Annotated in this window: 11 protein-coding genes; 7 read left to right on the plus strand and 4 right to left on the minus strand. The window is 70.4% G+C overall.

Translation table 11 applies throughout. The features are described 5' to 3' along the window. Positions 1-1,230: a glycosyltransferase gene (locus tag KZC57_RS08825; RefSeq protein ID WP_247641618.1), complete on the minus strand. Its 1,230-nt coding sequence runs from the start codon at positions 1,228-1,230 to the stop codon at positions 1-3. A 121-nt stretch (positions 1,231-1,351) separates the two neighbouring features. Here KZC57_RS08825 and KZC57_RS08830 point away from each other — a divergent pair, with 121 nt between their 5' ends. Together KZC57_RS08830 and KZC57_RS08835 are read left to right on the plus strand one after the other, a co-directional pair. Next, entirely contained in the window at positions 1,352-1,939 is a 588-nt protein-coding gene (locus KZC57_RS08830) for a hypothetical protein (RefSeq protein ID WP_247641523.1), read from the plus strand. 18 nt (positions 1,940-1,957) lie between these two features. Continuing rightward, entirely contained in the window at positions 1,958-2,725 is a 768-nt protein-coding gene (locus KZC57_RS08835; protein ID WP_247641524.1) for a hypothetical protein, read from the plus strand. A gap of 77 nt (positions 2,726-2,802) precedes the next feature. Here the strand turns inward: KZC57_RS08835 and KZC57_RS08840 are convergent, their stop codons facing one another. Next, positions 2,803-5,817 (minus strand): glycoside hydrolase family 38 C-terminal domain-containing protein, encoded by a 3,015-nt coding sequence (locus tag KZC57_RS08840; protein WP_247641525.1) that lies wholly within the window; start codon positions 5,815-5,817, stop codon positions 2,803-2,805. Positions 5,818-5,951: 134 nt separating this feature from the next. Here KZC57_RS08840 and KZC57_RS08845 point away from each other — a divergent pair, with 134 nt between their 5' ends. Further along, positions 5,952-6,977, plus strand: a complete 1,026-nt coding sequence (locus KZC57_RS08845) for a LacI family DNA-binding transcriptional regulator (RefSeq protein ID WP_247641526.1) — start codon at positions 5,952-5,954, stop codon at positions 6,975-6,977. 78 nt (positions 6,978-7,055) lie between these two features. On the opposite strand, the gene KZC57_RS08850 is transcribed toward KZC57_RS08845, so the two are convergent. Next, on the minus strand, positions 7,056-8,360 hold the full coding sequence (locus KZC57_RS08850) for a glycosyl hydrolase (RefSeq protein WP_247641527.1): 1,305 nt from the start codon (positions 8,358-8,360) through the stop codon (positions 7,056-7,058). 178 nt (positions 8,361-8,538) lie between these two features. On the opposite strand from KZC57_RS08850, the gene KZC57_RS08855 reads away from it, so the two are divergent. Genes KZC57_RS08855 through KZC57_RS08870 form a run of 4 tightly spaced genes read left to right on the plus strand, consistent with a single transcriptional unit; the run spans position 8,539 to position 14,907 of the window. Continuing rightward, a complete protein-coding gene (locus KZC57_RS08855; protein ID WP_060922286.1) occupies positions 8,539-9,840 on the plus strand; it encodes an ABC transporter substrate-binding protein in 1,302 nt (433 codons plus the stop codon). A gap of 41 nt (positions 9,841-9,881) precedes the next feature. Then, entirely contained in the window at positions 9,882-10,769 is an 888-nt protein-coding gene (locus KZC57_RS08860; protein WP_060922295.1) for a carbohydrate ABC transporter permease, read from the plus strand. Then, a complete protein-coding gene (locus KZC57_RS08865; RefSeq protein ID WP_060922287.1) occupies positions 10,766-11,698 on the plus strand; it encodes a carbohydrate ABC transporter permease in 933 nt (310 codons plus the stop codon). Before KZC57_RS08860 ends, KZC57_RS08865 begins: the two co-directional genes overlap by 4 nt. Continuing rightward, positions 11,695-14,907, plus strand: coding sequence for a GH92 family glycosyl hydrolase (locus KZC57_RS08870; protein ID WP_247641528.1), 3,213 nt, complete (start codon positions 11,695-11,697; stop codon positions 14,905-14,907). Before KZC57_RS08865 ends, KZC57_RS08870 begins: the two co-directional genes overlap by 4 nt. Before the next feature lies 1 nt (position 14,908). Here KZC57_RS08870 and KZC57_RS08875 read toward each other — a convergent pair whose 3' ends face one another. Beyond that, complete coding sequence (locus tag KZC57_RS08875) at positions 14,909-15,841, minus strand: endo-beta-N-acetylglucosaminidase H (RefSeq protein ID WP_247641529.1); 933 nt, start codon at positions 15,839-15,841, stop codon at positions 14,909-14,911. Positions 15,842-15,940: the final 99 nt, after the last annotated feature.

The raw sequence follows: 15,940 nt of genomic DNA on the forward strand, positions 1-15,940 counted from the left end.
TCACTCGGGCAGCGGCTCGTCGCGGTACAGCGCCTCGAAGGTGTCGAGCGTGCGGTTGATGTCGTGGATGGCCACACCGTCGAGGGACGCCTTCTGCATCCGCTCGTACTCGCCGGGGGAGGCGGTCAGCACGGCGGTCAGCTTCGCGGCGAGGTCGTCGACGTCTCCCGGCGTGAAGAGGTGGCCGTTCTCGCCGTCGTGCACGAGGTGCGGCAGGGCGACGGCGTCCGCGGCGACGATCGGCAACGCCGATGCCATCGCCTCCATCGTCGCGATGGACTGCAGCTCGGCGATCGACGCGATGACGAAGAGGCTCGCACGGGACAACAGCGCCCGCAGCTCCTCGTCGGTGGTCCGGCCGTGGAAGGTGACCCGGTCCGACAGCCCGAGCTGTGCCGTCAGGTGCTCGAGCTGCTTGCGCTGGTCTCCGCCGCCGACGATGTCGAACGTCGTGTGCAGCGCCGGGTCGAGCTTGGTCATCGCCTTGAGGATGACCTCGACCTGCTTCTCCGCCGTCAGCCGGCCCACGAACACGAGCCGGTTCTCCTCGCGCGGGGCGATGACCGGGGTGTACTGGGAGCGGTCGATGCCGCAGCTCACCGGGATGACGCCGCGCACCTCGACCGTCTTCTCCAGGAAGTCGGCGGCCCGACGCGTCGGCGTGGTGATCGCCCGCGTCAGGTCGAAGGTGCGCTTCGCGTCGGCCCAGGCGAACTTGAGCACCAGGTCGTCGACGAACTTCGGCATGGTCGTGTGGTCGAGGATGTTCTCGGCCATGACGTGGTTCGTCGCGATGACCGGGATGCCGCGCTGCTTCGCGATGCGCGCGAGTCCACGCCCGATCACGATGTGGGACTGGATGTGCACGACGTCGGGCTGCACGGCGTCGAGCACCTTCCGGGCGTAGTGCTTGGAGCGCCACGGCCACACGAAGCGCAGCCAGTCGTGCGGGGCCCAGCGCACGGAGGGTAGGCGGTGGAGCGTCATCGGCTCCCCCTCGATGACCTCGGTGCGGGGCGCGGTGCGACGGTAGGCCTGGTTGGGGGCGACGACGTGCACCTCGTGCCCGCGCTGCACGAGCCCGGCGGCGAGACGCTCCGCGAAGCGGGCGGCGCCGTTGATGTCGGGCGCGAACGTGTCGCAGCCGAGGAGGATCTTCAGCGGACGGGGCTGTACGGCGGTGGCGTCGCGCGACGCATCGATCGGATCGTCGGAGGAGGTCACAGAGATGCCTAACGGGGTGGCGGCCAAGGAGAAGCCCTGGTCGGGCGGTGGCAACTCTACCCGAGGGCCCTGTCCCCGACGCCGAGCCATACCGGCATCCTTCAGCCTCGGCCGATACCGTGAAGCCATGCGACTGCACGCCGACGCCGACCCCCAGCTGTGGATCCCCGTGACGGACTCGCTCGGGTGGAGGGGACGCCGGCATCGCAAGGCCGCGATCCGGATGCTGCTCGGCCAGGTGAACGCCGCGGTCGGCGCGACGGAACGCCCCGGTTCGCGGTTCGGAGCCTGGGCGATGAGCCAGGCCGCGCCGATGCTCATGAAGAAGGCCGACGGCCGGGTGCTCGCGTGGACGTGGAAGGCGGAGCCGGACCTCGTCGTGGCGATGGCGACGGTGCAGGCACTGACCCCCGACATCCAGATCGCCCGCGCGTCGATGCCGATGGAGTACGACGACACGACCTCCTTCCCGACCCGGCTCGGCGTCGGCGAGAAACTCGTGGTCCCGACCCCGCCCTCGCCTTCGGCGCCGCCCTTCGCGACCTACACATGGGACACCGGTACGCACCTGGTGACCCTGACCGCCGTCTGCAGCGACCGGGAACGCTTCGGCACGCTCATCGGCGCGCTGGACGAGCTGGCCCGCAGCCTCCGCATCGCCGACGACCTCACCGGCGGCGAGTCGCCCGACGTCCTCCGCCTCCCGCCCGCCTGACAGCGGATGCGGATGCCGATGAACACTGTCGCGCGGTCCCCGCGCATCGTCGGCGGCTCACGATCGGTCCACCCGAACGGCCGCTTCCCGTCTGCGGCGCTCGGGCTCGTCGGCATCCTTCCTCTGCTGCCCCTGCTGCTGGCGATCATGGATACCCGTCCAGGCTTCCGCCTCATCCTGATCGCACTCGCTCTCTACGCCGCGATGCTCGCGGTCGCGCTCTGGGTCTGGGTGCGGTCCTTGCGCGAACGCCTGATCCGAATCGAGGCAAGCGGCCCGCTGCGATTCACGCCGTCCACGGGCGTCCGCATCTCCTCGTGGCTCGTTCCCGTGACGGGCCTGCTTCCCGCAGCGGCGGCCTTCCTCGTTCACGCCCTGGGCCTTCCGACGATGGGCGGTCGGCTTCTCGAATGGGGCCCGTACGTGCTCGCCGTCGTCTCGCTCGTCGGCCTCGGTCGGGAAGTCCTCGCGCAAGGCCACCCGCTGGGTCTCGTACTCGACGAGAGGGGCCTGCACGGAGTCCGCAGATCCGCCCGGGTCGAAGCCTCCTGGGAGGAGATCGGCACCACCACGCCTGTCGGCCCACACGGGCCGAAGCTGGCGATCTCGATCGCCGGACGCGCCCCCGTGATCCTCGATGCGCATCACCTGGGGTCTGACCCGGCAGCAGTGGCCTCCGTCGTCTCCTTCTTCCGCGACGCCCCCGATCAGCGACCTGCGCTGGTCGACGGCGTCGCGGCGATGCGCACCGTCGAGCACGCGCACCGATCCCGCCCGGCGGGATGAGAAACGCGCCTCCCGTAGGGCGGGGAGGCGCGTTTCTGATCCGGCGCGGAGCGCCCGGCGACGCGGAGGCGAGGGGCTCAGCGGACGATGCGGAGGGTGCGGACCTCGAAGGGGCGGAGGTGGAGCCCGCCGCCGAGGCGGGGCGCCTCGATCTCGTCCTCGATCAGGCTCACCTCGCGCACCTCGCGGTGCTCGAAGCCGACCGACAGCTCGCCGACCGCCCGGCGCCCGAGCGCCTCGTACACCCGCACGATGACGTCGCCGGAACCGTCGTCGGCGAGCTTCACGGCGGAGACGACGATCCCCTCGCCCGACACCTCCACCAGCGGCTCGACCTCGCGCGCCCCGCGGATCACCGTGGGCGTGCTGTTGAGGCGGATGCCCTCGGCCGTGGCGATCGCGGCGTCGGCGCCGATCACGAGGCCGACCTCGATCTCGTGGAGCCCGTGATCCGTGTCCGGGTCGGGGAAGCGCGGCGCTCGCAGCAGGGAGAGCCGCACGGTCGTGGTGACGCCGTCCTCGCCGACCTCGCGCGTCGTGTCGTACCCGTAGATCGAGTCGTTCACGAGAGCCGCACCGAAGTCCTGCTCCCGCACCAGCACGTAGCGGTGCATCGAAGTCTCGAACTTCGCCGCCTCCCAGCTCGTGTTCGTGTGGGTGACGCGCGCCTGGTAGCCGAACTGCGTCTCGGCTTCGGTGTGCGACGCCTGGATGTCGAGCGGGAAGGCGAGCTTGAGCAGCTTCTCGGTCTCGTGCCAGTCGATGTCGTTGCGCAGCAGCACGGTGCGCGACTGCGGCGCGAGAAGGATCGTCTGCGTGATGGTCGACTCCGAGAACGGACGCACGACGACGATCTGCGCGACACCGTCCACGAGCGACGCTTCGATCGACGAGACCGCCGTGAGGTCGTCGACGCTATTGCGGTAGTAGCGGTCGATGTCCCACGCGTCCCACATGTTCGGGAAGTCCTGGTGCAGCTGGAACAGGTTCGCGGCCTTGCCTGCGGCGACCGTCTCCCGCCCCGTGGCCTTGTCGACGGCGGAGACGATCAGGCCCTCGCCCGAGACGAGCACGGACACGAGATCGTTCTCGATCCGCCATCCCGGGTGGGTCGCTGAGCCTGCCGAAGCGTCCTCGACGAGCGAGACCGGCCCTTCGACGGGCTCCGGGACCCACGAGGCGCCGAGTGCGCGCCCCCGACCGACCGACGTCGGCTCGAACAGCAGCTCGCGGTCGCCCTCCCCGGCGAGCGACCGGCGCGCGGCGTCAGCGATGTCGCGCGCATCCGAGAGCACGTCGGACAGCACGGCGACGGCCTCGCGGTGCACCCACGCGATCGAGGTTCCGGGCAGGATGTCGTGGAACTCATGCAGCAGCACGGCCTGCCAGAGCCGGTCGAGCTCGGCCTGCGGGTACGCGGCGCCGGTGCGCACGGCGTCGGTCGCGGCCCACAGCTCGGCCTCCACGAGCGCGTGCTCGGCCCACCGGTGCAGCGCCTTCGTGGCGTGCTGGCTCGTGAGCGTGCCGCGGTGCAGCTCGAGGTAGAGCTCGCCGACCCACACGGCCGGGTTCGGCAGCTCGGCCTTGGCGGCGTCGAAGAACACGTCCGGGTGCTCCCACACCACCTGCGCGCTGCCCTCGAGGTCGCGCAGCCGCTCGGCCTTGCCCGTCATCTCGCGCGTCGTGCCGCCGCCGCCGTCACCCCAGCCGACCGGGGCGATCGACCGCGAGCTGCGGCGGTTCTCCTTGAACTGCCGCGAGGCCTTCGCGACCTCCATGCCGCTCAGCTGCGAGTTGTAGGTGTCCATGGACGGGAAGTGCGTGAACACCTGCGAGCCGTCGATGCCCTCCCAGAGGAAGGAGTGGTGCGGGAAGACGTTCTGCTGGTTCCACGAGATCTTCTGCGTGAAGAACCACTCGAACCCGGCACGGCGCATCAGCTGCGGAAGGGCCGGCGAGTAGCCGAAGCTGTCCGGCAGCCATACGCCCTTCGAACGGATGCCGAACTCGCGCTCGAAGAAGCGCTGCCCGTGCGAGAACTGCCGCACGAGCGACTCCCCCGTCGGCATGACGGTGTCGGACTCCACCCACATGCCGCCCAGCGGCAGGAAGCGTCCGGCGGCGACCGCGGCCTTGACCCGCTCCCACACCTCGGGACGGTGCTCCTTGATCCAGGCGTACTGCTGCGCGCTCGACATGCCGTACTGGAACTCGGGCTGCTCCTCGATGAGCGTGGTCATGGACGAGGTGGTGCGCGCGACCTTGCGGATCGTCTCGCGCACCGGCCACAGCCAGGCGGAGTCGATGTGCGCGTGGCCGACGGCCGAGATCCGGTGCGCACTCGCTTCGGCCGGAGCCGCGAGGACATCCGCGAGCCGGGCCCGCGCGTCACCGGCGGTCTCCACGATGTGCTGCAGGTCGAGCACGTCGAGCGCGTCGTCCAGCGCCTGCAGGATGCGCATGCGGCGCGGCGACGTGGCGGGGAGCTCCGCCTGCAGCTCGAACAGCACCTCAAGGTCGAGGGACAGATCGAACACCTCGGGCTCGAACACCGCGAGGTCGAGGCGCCGCAGCCGGTACAGCGGCTCCTTCGAGGAGGTGAGGATGTCGCCCTCCTGCGTCGGCAGGAAGGGGTGGTAGTCGAGGAGGACGGGGTTGGACGCGCCCTCCAGGTAGAGCTCGACGGCCTCGTCACCCGCGGCGGTCTCGGCGATCGGGACCCACTGGTTGCGCGGGTTGATGCTCTTGATCGGCGTGCCGTCCGGCCGGTAGGCGAGGGCCTCGCACTGGAACCCCGTCATGTTCACGTCGAAGCCCAGATCGATCAGCGCCTCGACCCGGCGGCCTGCCCATTCCGCGGGCACCCGACCGGTGAGCTTGAACCACGTCGTCCCCCACGCCGGGCCCCACAGCTCGCCGACCGCGGCGGGGGTGAACGAGAGCGCCAGGCCCTCCGCCGGGGCGATGGGCTCTCCGGGGAGCTGGTGCGCCTCGACCGTGAGGGGGATCGCGGCCGAGTGGATCGCCGGGCGGATGCGCTCTTCGAGGACCCGCTTGACGCGGCCGACGGTGAGCGAGGTGTCGTCATGCATGGTGGGGTTCTCCGGGCTCGACGGTGAGGGACTGGGTTCGATGCGTGTCGTTACTAAAACGATCTAGCACGGGAGTCTACGGCACGTTCTCCGCTGCTTTCGAGAGGCTAAACCGATCAAGTAGGGTGATGCCTATGACCCCGGGGAAACGCGTAACCATCGCGGATATCGCGCGCATGGCCGGCGTCTCCCCCGGCGCCGTATCGTTCGCCCTCAACGGTCGTCCCGGCGTGAGCGAGGAGACGCGGCAGCGCATCCTCTCGATCATCGAGGAGCACCACTGGCAGCCGAGTTCCGCCGCGCGCGCCCTCGTCGGCGCCCGGGCCAACGCGGTCGGGTTCGCCCTCGCCCGCCCGGCGCGCTCCCTCGGCTCCGAGGCCTTCTTCACCGACCTCATCGCCGGCATCGAGTCCCGGCTCTCCGAGAGCAAGGTCGGTCTGCAACTCCGCCTCGTCGCCGACATCGACGAGGAGATGGAGGTGCATCGGCAGTGGCGGTCGTCGAATCAGGTCGACGGCATCATCCTCATCGACCCGCGCGACGACGACCCGCGCGGCGCGCGCATCGCGGCCCTGGACGCCCGCGCCGTCATGATCGGCTCGAAGCCCTCCCCGGACGGCGCGGTGCCCAGCGTGTGGATCGGCGACGACACCGTCGCGGAGACCCTGTTCTCCTACCTCGCCGCCCTCGGTCACACGCGCATCGCCTACGTCGCCGGTCCGGCTGAACTGGAGCACACCCGTCTGCGCGCCGAGGTGCTGGAGCGGATGGCGGCGGACGGCGTCTCCGGTGAGGTCATCACGACCGACTTCTCCCCCGCCCGCGCCTCCGCCGTGACGCGCGCGCTGCTCTCCGGCCGGCAGCGCCCGACCGCGATCGTGTACGACAACGACGTGATGGCCGTCGCCGGCCTCCGGGTCGCCCAGGAGATGGGCCGGGCGGTTCCCCGCGACGTCTCCCTCGCGTCGTTCGACGACTCGGTCATCGCGGGTCTCATCAACCCGTCGATCACCGCGATGACCCGCGACACGTTCGAGCTCGGCGAGCAGGCCGCCACGCTCCTGCTGCAGCAGATCGAAGCCGGCACCACGCTGCCGAGCGTCCAGGGCCCGACCCCGGTGCTCACCGCTCGCGAGAGCACGGCGCCACCACCCCGCTGAGACCCCGCCTCCCCGCCCACACCCCGGGCTCTCGACGCACGCACCCCGGGGTGTCGACGACAACCCGGGGTCTCGGCCTCAGACGACGGTGTTGACGGAGGCGTAGCGCGTCACGTCGGACGCGGACGGGGCGGGGTGGATGAGACGGTGGATGCTGCGTGCCTCCAGCGCCGCGGGATCCTGTGCGGTGCGGGAGGTCACCAGAGCGGGGTCCTCGCCCGCGGCGCAGGCATCGACCCAGGCCTGGAAGACCGCGCCGCCGGGGCTCAGGGCCGCCCGGCTCACCGGCACCTCCTGCTCGTCGACGTCCACCACGATCGCCGTCGGACGAGCCGGAGCCGCGGTGCGGGTGCGCAGCTCAGGGATGAGCTCCGCGAACCGGCGGCCGAGGGGCTTCGCCGCCCCCTCCTGGTCGATCAGCCCGAGGGAGTACTCCAGCTCCGGGAAGTCGGCGAGCTCCCGGCTCACGTCGTGCGAACACCACCAGGTCACACCCCAGAGGTTCTCGGTGCGGAGAGCCGAGCGCACGGTGGCCTCGAGGAACCCGGGCATCTCGCTCTCGTCGAGACAGTTCGAGGGGGCACCCACCTCCTGCAACCAGATGGGCCGGGCGGGATCCGTCGCGAACGCGCGGGACAGCTCGATGAGGTACTCCGCGTGGCGGTCGGCGGCGATCGAGCGCCCGCCGTAGCGCTGGGCGGTGCCGTTGAAGATCCAGGAGTGGATGGTCGTCATCGCGCCGAGCCGGGAGGCATGCGCCGGCGTGAACCCGTGATCGTCCATGTACCAGACCGCGTCGTACTCGCTGTGCACGTGCGGCAGCCCGGGAGCTCCCCGGTCCGCGGCGGCGAGCAGGGCCTCGATCCACCCGCCGGCCTCATCCGTCGTGACCGGCCACGGCGAGGGATGGGTGTGCGCCGAGAACTGATTCGTCTCGTTGCCGAGCGTGAGCCCGAGGAAGTTCGGGGCGTCCCGCAGCGCGCCGGCCAGCCGCTCCACGAGCTGCGCCTGGCCGTCCAGGGCGCTCGGATCGGTGAACATGTTCCGGTCGTGCCAGGTGTACAGCCAGGACGGGACGAAGTCGAAGCTCGACAGATGCCCCTGGATGACATCGACGCTCGCGTCCAGGCCGAACTCGGCGGCGATGTCGACCATGGTGCGCACGTCGTCGATCGCCTTCGCCCGGATGAGGGTGCGGTTGGGCTGCAGGACGGTCCAGAGCGGGAACACGCGCACGTGGTCGAGGCCGAGTGCGGCGAGGGCCGCGAAGTCGCGACGCACGTCGTCCGGGGTGAAGTCGAGCCAGGAGTGCATCCAGTCCGTCGACGGCGTGTAGTTCGCCCCGAAGCGAAGTGGGGCGTCGAGAGCGCCGCGCTGCGTCATGTGTGCACCTTTCGGACCGTGCCCTCCCGCGAGGACATGTCGCACCACTATAACGCTTGAGCATCAGCCTCGATAGGCCACGCCTTGACACCGGCCGGATCGGATGGTTTCATCTGCTAAAGCGCTGTAGTCCCTTCGTCGGACCACGCCGAATCGCCCGCCTCGAGGAAGAAGCACGATGAAAGTTCCCGCACGCATTGTCGCTCTGGCAACCTTCACGATCGGCGCCCTGGCGCTCGTGAGCTGCACCGGAGGGGGCGCCGCCTCCGACGACGCCGGCCCCATCGACACCTCCGGCGAGCTCAGCGGAACCATCCAGTTCCAGACCTGGTCGCTGAAGAACGAGAAGTTCACGCCGTACTTCGAAGACCTCATCGCCGCCTTCGAGGAAGAGCACCCGGACGTGACCGTCGAGTGGCTCGACCAGCCCGGCGACGGCTACCAGGAGAAGATCCTGAGCCAGGCGAACGCCGACACGCTGCCCGACGTGCTCAACCTGCCGCCGGACATCGCCTACCCCCTCGTCGCGGCGGGGAAGCTCGTCGATCTGGACACCGCGGATCCGGACCTGAAGGCGGCGTACAACGCCGGGGCCTGGGACGCGTACAGCCAGTACCCCGGCGTCGAGGGCACCTACGGCCTGCCCTGGTACCTCTCCAGTGACGCGTCCTGGTGGAACCTCGCCCAGCTCGCCCCGTACGGCGTCACCGAGGAGAACCTCCCGACGACGGTCGACGAGCTGCTCACACTCGCGAAGGACGTCGCCACGGAGTCCGGCGGCAAGGTCCAGCTCCTCTCCTCGATCCCGGCGCTCGACACCTTCACCGCCGCCGGCATGGAGGTCATCAACGAGGAGGGCGAGTTCGACTTCAACACCGACGAGGCCGCCGCGATCATCGAGCAGTACGCCGACGCCTACGCGGCGGGCGCGATGCCCGCGGAGGCACTGACCGGTGACTACGGCGGGAACGCGGAGGCGTACATCCAGGAGAAGGTCGCCTTCACGACCGGCGGCACCGGCTTCACGACCGATCTGCAGAAGGACGCCCCGGCACTGCTGGAGAACACCGTCGCCACCCCGCGCCTCGGTGTCGCCCCGCTCTACGTGCAGGGCCTCAACGTCTCCGCCGACTCCGACAACAAGGAAGCGGCCCTCGCGTTCGCCGAGTTCGCGACGAACGAGGAGAACCAGGTCGCGTTCTCCTCCCTCGCGGTCGGCACTGCCCCGGGCACGGCCGACGGCGGCGACCAGGTCGTCGAGAACATCGCCTCCTCGGTCACGGACGAGAAGCAGCTCGCCGCGATCGACACCGTGTTCGGCGCGATGAAGGACGCCAAGGCGCTGCCGTTCCAGTGGACCTCGGACATGGCCACCTACATGACCCAGCAGATCGCTCTCGCCGTGAACGGCGAGGCCGACGCCAAGACGCAGCTCGACAAGATCGTCGAGTACGCCAACGCGAACCGCGTGGACCAGTGAGCATGCGCGCGGACACCGGCACCCGGAAGCGGAGGTCGACGATGAGATCCCACAAGTGGTTCACCCCGTGGCTGCTCCTCGCCCCCGCCGTGATCTGGGTGCTGGTGTTCGCGCTCTGGCCGTTCCTGAACACCGTCGTCCTCAGCTTCACGGACGCCCGCCCCCTGCGGACCCCGGAGTTCGTCGGCGGCGCGAACTACGAGCGCATGTTCGGCGACGAGATGTTCTGGAACGCGCTGACCACCTGCCTCATCTACGTGGTCGTGTGCGTGCCGCTGCTCACGGTCCTCCCGCTGCTCCTCGCCCTCCTCGTGCAGAAGAAGCTCCCCGGCATCTCGTTCTTCCGCACCACGTTCTACTTCCCCGTCATCGCCTCGGTCGTCGTCGTCGCCCTCATCTGGACCTGGCTGTTCGACAGCCGGGGCATCATCAACCAGACACTGGAGTTCCTCGGCCTCATCGATCAGCCGATGGCCTTCCTCGTCGACCGCTGGCTGCTGCTCGGCTGCGCGATCCTGCTCACGGTGTGGAAAGGACTCGGGTACTACATGGTGGTGTACCTCGCCGCCCTGGGGAACGTGGGCAAGGAACTGCACGAGGCCGCGATGCTCGACGGTGCGAGCTCCTTCCGCCGCTTCCTCTCCGTCACGATCCCGTCCGTGCGCGGGGCGATGCTCCTCATCGCGGTGCTGATCGCGGTGTCCGCCATGCGCGTGTTCGCCGAGCTCGACGTGCTCTCCAAGAGCACGGGCGGCCCCGGCGGCTACGACATGTCGCTCGTGATGCTCATCCGCCAGGTGGGCTCGGGCCTGAACGGCAACATCGGCTACGCATCCGCGATCAGCGTGGCGCTGTTCCTCCTCACGCTCGTGCCGCTCGCGGCGATCGCGTTCATGAACCGCGAGAAGAAGGCGAAGGTCTCCGCATGACGACTCTGACGACGCCCCCGGTGGAGAGCACTCCGCCCGTGGAGGAGGCACCGCGGCCCGGCCGCGAACGCATCTTCCGCCGCCGCGGCTCCGGAGACTTCAGCAAGCCCACGCTCGGCGGACTCATCGGCCGATACGCGCTGCTGCTGTTCGTCCTCTTCCTCGTCATCGGCCCCTTCGTCTGGCAGCTCTCTACGTCGTTCAAGGGACCGCAGGAGAACATCTACTCCTTCCCGCCCGAGCTCATCCCCCGCGATCCGACGCTGCAGAACTACACGAGGGTCGCCGACATCGTCCCCGTCTACCTCTACGCCTGGCACTCGCTGCTCGTCTCGCTCGGCACCGTGCTCAGCAACGTGATCCTGGCCACGTTCGCCGGCTACGCCCTGGGCTGCATGCGCTTCCGCGGGAAGTGGATCGTCATGGGCATCCTGCTGTCCACGCTGCTGTTCCCCGGCGAGGTCACGGTCACCAGCAACTTCCTCACCATCCGCGCGCTCGGGCTCGCCGATACCCTGTGGGGCGTGTTCCTCCCGGGAGCGATCAGCGCCATGAACGTGCTGCTCGTCGCCACCGCGTGCCGCATGATCCCGAAGGACGTGCTCGACGCGGCGACCGTCGACGGTGCGACCACGTGGCAGCGCATCCGGCACATCGTGTGGCCGAACATCCGCGGCATGGTCTCGGTGGTGGCGATCTTCGCCTTCATCGGCGCGTGGGACGACTACCTCTGGCCGCTCATCGTGCTGTCCGACCCGGCGAAGTACACCCTGACCGTGGGCATGGCCTACCTCAACAGCAGCTTCTCGGTCGATCCGCGACTCATCGCGGCCGGCACCATGATCGCGCTCGTTCCGATCGTCATCATGTTCTCGTTCACGCAGCGCTTCTTCTTCAAGGGCGTGCAGGAGGGTGCGCTGAAGGGGTGAGCGCGCCGCTGCTCCGCCCGGACTCCGGTCCCGCGGATCCTCCGTCGTCGCGCGCGAACGCCGGAGTGCTCCCCGGCCCGGTCTTCGCGTACAGGTTCGACCCCTCCCGCGGGGCGCAGCGGATCGACGTCCCCAGCCTCGACGGCATCGTCCTCACGCCGGACACCGTGCTGCACTGGGCGTTCTACGCCGACGGCCCTGCGGCGACCCTCGCGCCGTGGGCCGGGCTCGCGGTCGCCGTCGACGTGCGGACCCCCGACGGCAGCCGGCTGAGCGACATCGCCGCCGTCCGCGACCGCTACGACTTCCCGCTCACGGCCGAGGGGCAGTTCGCCGCCCGGTGGAGCATGCCCGAGCAGTGGAACGCCGACAGCGTCGCCCTCGCGCCCCTCGCCGTCGGGAGGGGCACCGGGACGGGCACGGTCGAGCTCGTCCTCGGCACGGCCGAGCTGGCGAGCACGCCGGATGTGCCCGCCGAGGTCAGCGGCTTCGTCCAGGTCCGCGTCGAGGAGCGCCCTGCCCCCGACGATCTCCCACCCGTCGAGCGGGTCGACACCCGGCGCGGCTCCCACTCCGGCCCCCGCTTCTCCCGCGGGAACACGATCCCGGCGGTCGCCGTGCCGCACGGCTTCACCTTCGTCACGCCCGCGACCGACGCGGCGGACCCGCGCTGGCCCTATCGTCCGTTCGTGCACGACGATCCGCAGGGACGGCGTCTCGAAGCCCTGCAGTTCTCGCACCAGCCCAGCCCGTGGATCGGCGATCGCGCGGTGCTCCAGCTCATACCGTTCCTGGGAACGCCGACGTCGGACAGGGCGGCCCGGCGTCGCTGGATCGTCCCCGAGAGCGAGCGCGCCCGCCCGCACGAGTACGCCGCGGACCTCGGCGATGGGCTGCAGGTCGAGATGACCGCGACCTCGCACGCCGCGGCGTTCCGCGTGCGGTGCGAGGACCCGCACGCCGCCGTGGGGTTCGTGATCGACCAGCTCACGGACGACGGCCGACTCACCTTCACGGACGCCGGCTTCGAGGGCTGGATCCCCGAGGGGCCTGAGGGCTGGGGGAACGCGCCGCGCTGCTACTTCGCCGGGACCGTGCACAGCGCGTCGGACGTCGCGAAGGGCGCCCTGGACGACGACGGGCGTGCCAGGGTCGCGGGCTTCGTCCGCGCCGGGGGCGCCGTCGAGGTGCGGGTCGGGGTCTCGTTCCTCTCCGTCGCGCAGGCTCGGCACAGCCTCGCCCTCGAGGCCCCTCCCGCCGCCCCCTTCGACGAGCTCCGCGCCCGCGCGGCCACCGCGTGGAACCGCCTGCTCGGGCGCGTGACGATCCCCCCGCTCCCCGAGGCCGAGCGCCCGTTCCGCGGCCTGGCCGACGAGGAGCAGCGCGCCCGGATCGCCGCCGCACTCCACCGGATGCACCTGTATCCGAACACGGCGGCGGAGAACGCGGGCACCGCGGACGCGCCGGAGTGGCGGTTCGCCGACGTGTTCGCCGCGCGGACCGCCTTCGACGAGTCGGCAACGGGGGCGCCGGTCGTGGAGGGCGAGCTCGTCGTCAACAACGGCTACTGGGACACGTACCGCACCGAGTGGCCCGCGCTCGCACTCCTCGACCCCGCGCTGGCCGGGCGCCTGCTGGACGGGCAGCTCACCCAGTATCGCCGCGGCGGCTGGATGGCCCGCTGGAGCGCCCCCGGGTACGTCGACAGCATGGTCGGCACCTCGAGCGACCAGATCTTCGCCGACGCGGAACGCTGGGACGTGCCCTTCGACCGGGAGGCGGCGTTCGAGAGCGGGTGGCGCCACGCGTGCGAGCCGGGACCCGATCCGCGACGGGGTCGCAAGGGCATCGGCCGCGGGCGCTTCCTCGGCTTCATCCCGTCCGACGTGCCGGAGGGGATGAGCTGGAGCATCGAGAACGCCGTGAGCGACGCCGCCCTCGGCCGGTTCGCCGCCCGACTCGCGGCATCAGCGGCGGCGGACCAGGCCGCGCGCTATCGGGCCTTCGCGCGGTACTTCGCGAATCGCTCCCGCGCGGCGCGCGTGCTCTTCGACCCGGCGTCCGGATTCTTCCGCGGTCGCGCGGCGGACGGGTCGTTCGCGCCGGATTTCGATCCTCGGGTCTGGGGTGGCGACAACGTCGAGACGAACGCCTGGGGCATGTCGGTCGGCATGGTGCACGACGGGCCGGGACTCGCGGCGCTGCACGGCGGGCGGACCGGACTCGGCCGGCACCTCGACGCCCTCTTCGCGGAGCCGGAGACCGCCGACGAGCGCTTCGGCGGTGTGTACGGCACGGTCATCCACGAGCAGCGCGAAGCCCGCGCCCAGCGGTCGGGCATGTGCGCCCTATCGAATCAGCCGGCCCACCACATCCCCTTCATGTACGCCTTCAGCGACCGGCCGTGGCACAGCGCGGGTCTCGTGCACGGCCTCGCGCGCCGCCTCTTCGCCGGTGCGCACATCGGCCAGGGCTTCCCGGGCGACGAGGACAACGGAGAGATGAGCGCCTGGTGGCTCTGGGCCGCGCTCGGCCTGTATCCCCTGGAGCTCGCTGCGGGGTCTCTGCGCATCGGGTCGCCGCTCTCGAACGACATCCGGGTCGCGCGCGGAGACGGCTCGTCGCTGCGCATCCACTCGCGACGGAGCTCCCCCGAAGCCCACGTGCTGGAGGAAGCACGCCTGGACGGACGCCGGCTGCCCACCGCCGACCTCCCGATCGACGCACTCCAGCGAGATACGGTGCTCGAGCTCGTGTTCGGCACGGACCCGGCGCGCGCGTTGGAGAGCGGGGAGGACGCGCTCGACGCGGAGCCGTGGCACCGCGACCTCACGGGCGGAGAGGGAGAGGCCGTCGCCTCCGCGGATGTCCGCGAGGCGCGGCGCCTGTTCGACGACGGCGACCCGCAGGGTGACGAAGGCGTCAGGCTGCCGGAAGGCTCGTGGGTGGGCTGGCGATTCCCCTCACCCCGCGGACTCACCGACATCACCGTCACGAGCCGCGGGCCCGTCGCGGCCGGTGTGCTGCGCGGGGAGGTGGAGGGGGCCGACGGTCGCTGGCACCCGCTCACCGCGACGCACCTCGAAGGGCTGGCGCCCGATCGCACGACGCCGTTCGCTCTGGAGACGCGGGTCGTGACCTCGGCCGTCCGCATCCGCGCGGACGCCGAGGTCACGCTCCGTCAGATCGAGCTCTTCGATCTGGACTGACTCACCGCGCCGCTGCGCGGTAGACGGTCGCCTCGCCCTTCAGCGCCTCGGTGATGCCGGAGAGATAGGGCGACTGGTTCGTCGCCGTGAGGTTGTACGCGACATAGACGCCGTACCCGTCAGCCACCGTGCGCTGAGCGAAGTCCGCGGCCGTCGTGGCGCTCGTGTTCGCGAGGTCGATGGCCGCGGCGCCGAGCCGAGCGCGGTCGTCCAGGCCCGGCACGGTGGGAGCATCGTAGGTCGGGTAGTACGGGTTCCAGGCGTGATCGAGCACGCTGCCGGCGTCGAAGAGGCCGAAGTCCGTGGTCGTGTAGGACGGGCCGATGGCATACAGCGTGATGAGCTTGTCCGGCCCGAGCCGGTCGCGCAACGCGGAGGCCAGCCAGCCGAAGGACTGCGGGTTCGGCTGCGGGGTGCCGTTCGCCCCGTAGTTGCTCCACTCGTCGTCGAAGTCGATGCCGTCGAGGCCGTAGGCGGTCACGGTGTCTGCGAGCTGCGCGGCGAAGGCGTCGGCATCCGCGTACGACGTGAAGTTCGCGAAGCCGGCACCCTGGTGGTTTCCGAGGACCGACAGCAGCACCTTGGTGCCCTGGGCCTGCAGCGGGCGGATCTGGTTCTGCGCATCCTGCAGCGTCTCGGTGACCCGGTCGTTGAGGTGGAGGACCGCCTGCTCCCCGTCGTAGTTGATGTTCGCGGCGAAGATCATGGCCAGATCGGCCGCTGGGCGGCCCGACTCGGCGAGCGTGTAGTCCGCGACGTTCGCTAAATCGTTCGAGTTGACCTCGACGTAGACGGCGAGCTTCGGGTCGGCAGCGGCGGTATCGGCGACCGCTGTGGTCGAGGCGGCGAGGGCGGCGGCTCCAGCGGCTGCGAACGCCGCTGCTACCGCGATACCTCTTCTCAGGCGGGACGATCGTGCGGGTGAGGAACTCATGACGGGATCTTCTCCTTCGGCGTCGTTGTCGAGATCGGGTCGCGACGTCGCGACTCGCGGCCGACTATATCGCTTAAGCAATTGTGTCGGAAGGGGATG

Source organism: Microbacterium sp. KSW4-4, assembly GCF_023091185.1.
Classification (GTDB): Bacteria; Actinomycetota; Actinomycetes; order Actinomycetales; family Microbacteriaceae; genus Microbacterium; species Microbacterium paraoxydans.

Coding starts and splice junctions, on each gene's coding strand:
- KZC57_RS08830 (WP_247641523.1), top strand. CDS start 1,352: ATGCGACTGCACGCCGACGCCGACCCCCAGCTGTGGATCCCCGTGACG.
- KZC57_RS08835 (WP_247641524.1), top strand. CDS start 1,958: ATGAACACTGTCGCGCGGTCCCCGCGCATCGTCGGCGGCTCACGATCG.
- KZC57_RS08840 (WP_247641525.1), bottom strand. CDS start 5,817: ATGCATGACGACACCTCGCTCACCGTCGGCCGCGTCAAGCGGGTCCTC.
- KZC57_RS08845 (WP_247641526.1), top strand. CDS start 5,952: ATGACCCCGGGGAAACGCGTAACCATCGCGGATATCGCGCGCATGGCC.
- KZC57_RS08850 (WP_247641527.1), bottom strand. CDS start 8,360: ATGACGCAGCGCGGCGCTCTCGACGCCCCACTTCGCTTCGGGGCGAAC.
- KZC57_RS08855 (WP_060922286.1), top strand. CDS start 8,539: ATGAAAGTTCCCGCACGCATTGTCGCTCTGGCAACCTTCACGATCGGC.
- KZC57_RS08860 (WP_060922295.1), top strand. CDS start 9,882: ATGAGATCCCACAAGTGGTTCACCCCGTGGCTGCTCCTCGCCCCCGCC.
- KZC57_RS08865 (WP_060922287.1), top strand. CDS start 10,766: ATGACGACTCTGACGACGCCCCCGGTGGAGAGCACTCCGCCCGTGGAG.
- KZC57_RS08875 (WP_247641529.1), bottom strand. CDS start 15,841: ATGAGTTCCTCACCCGCACGATCGTCCCGCCTGAGAAGAGGTATCGCG.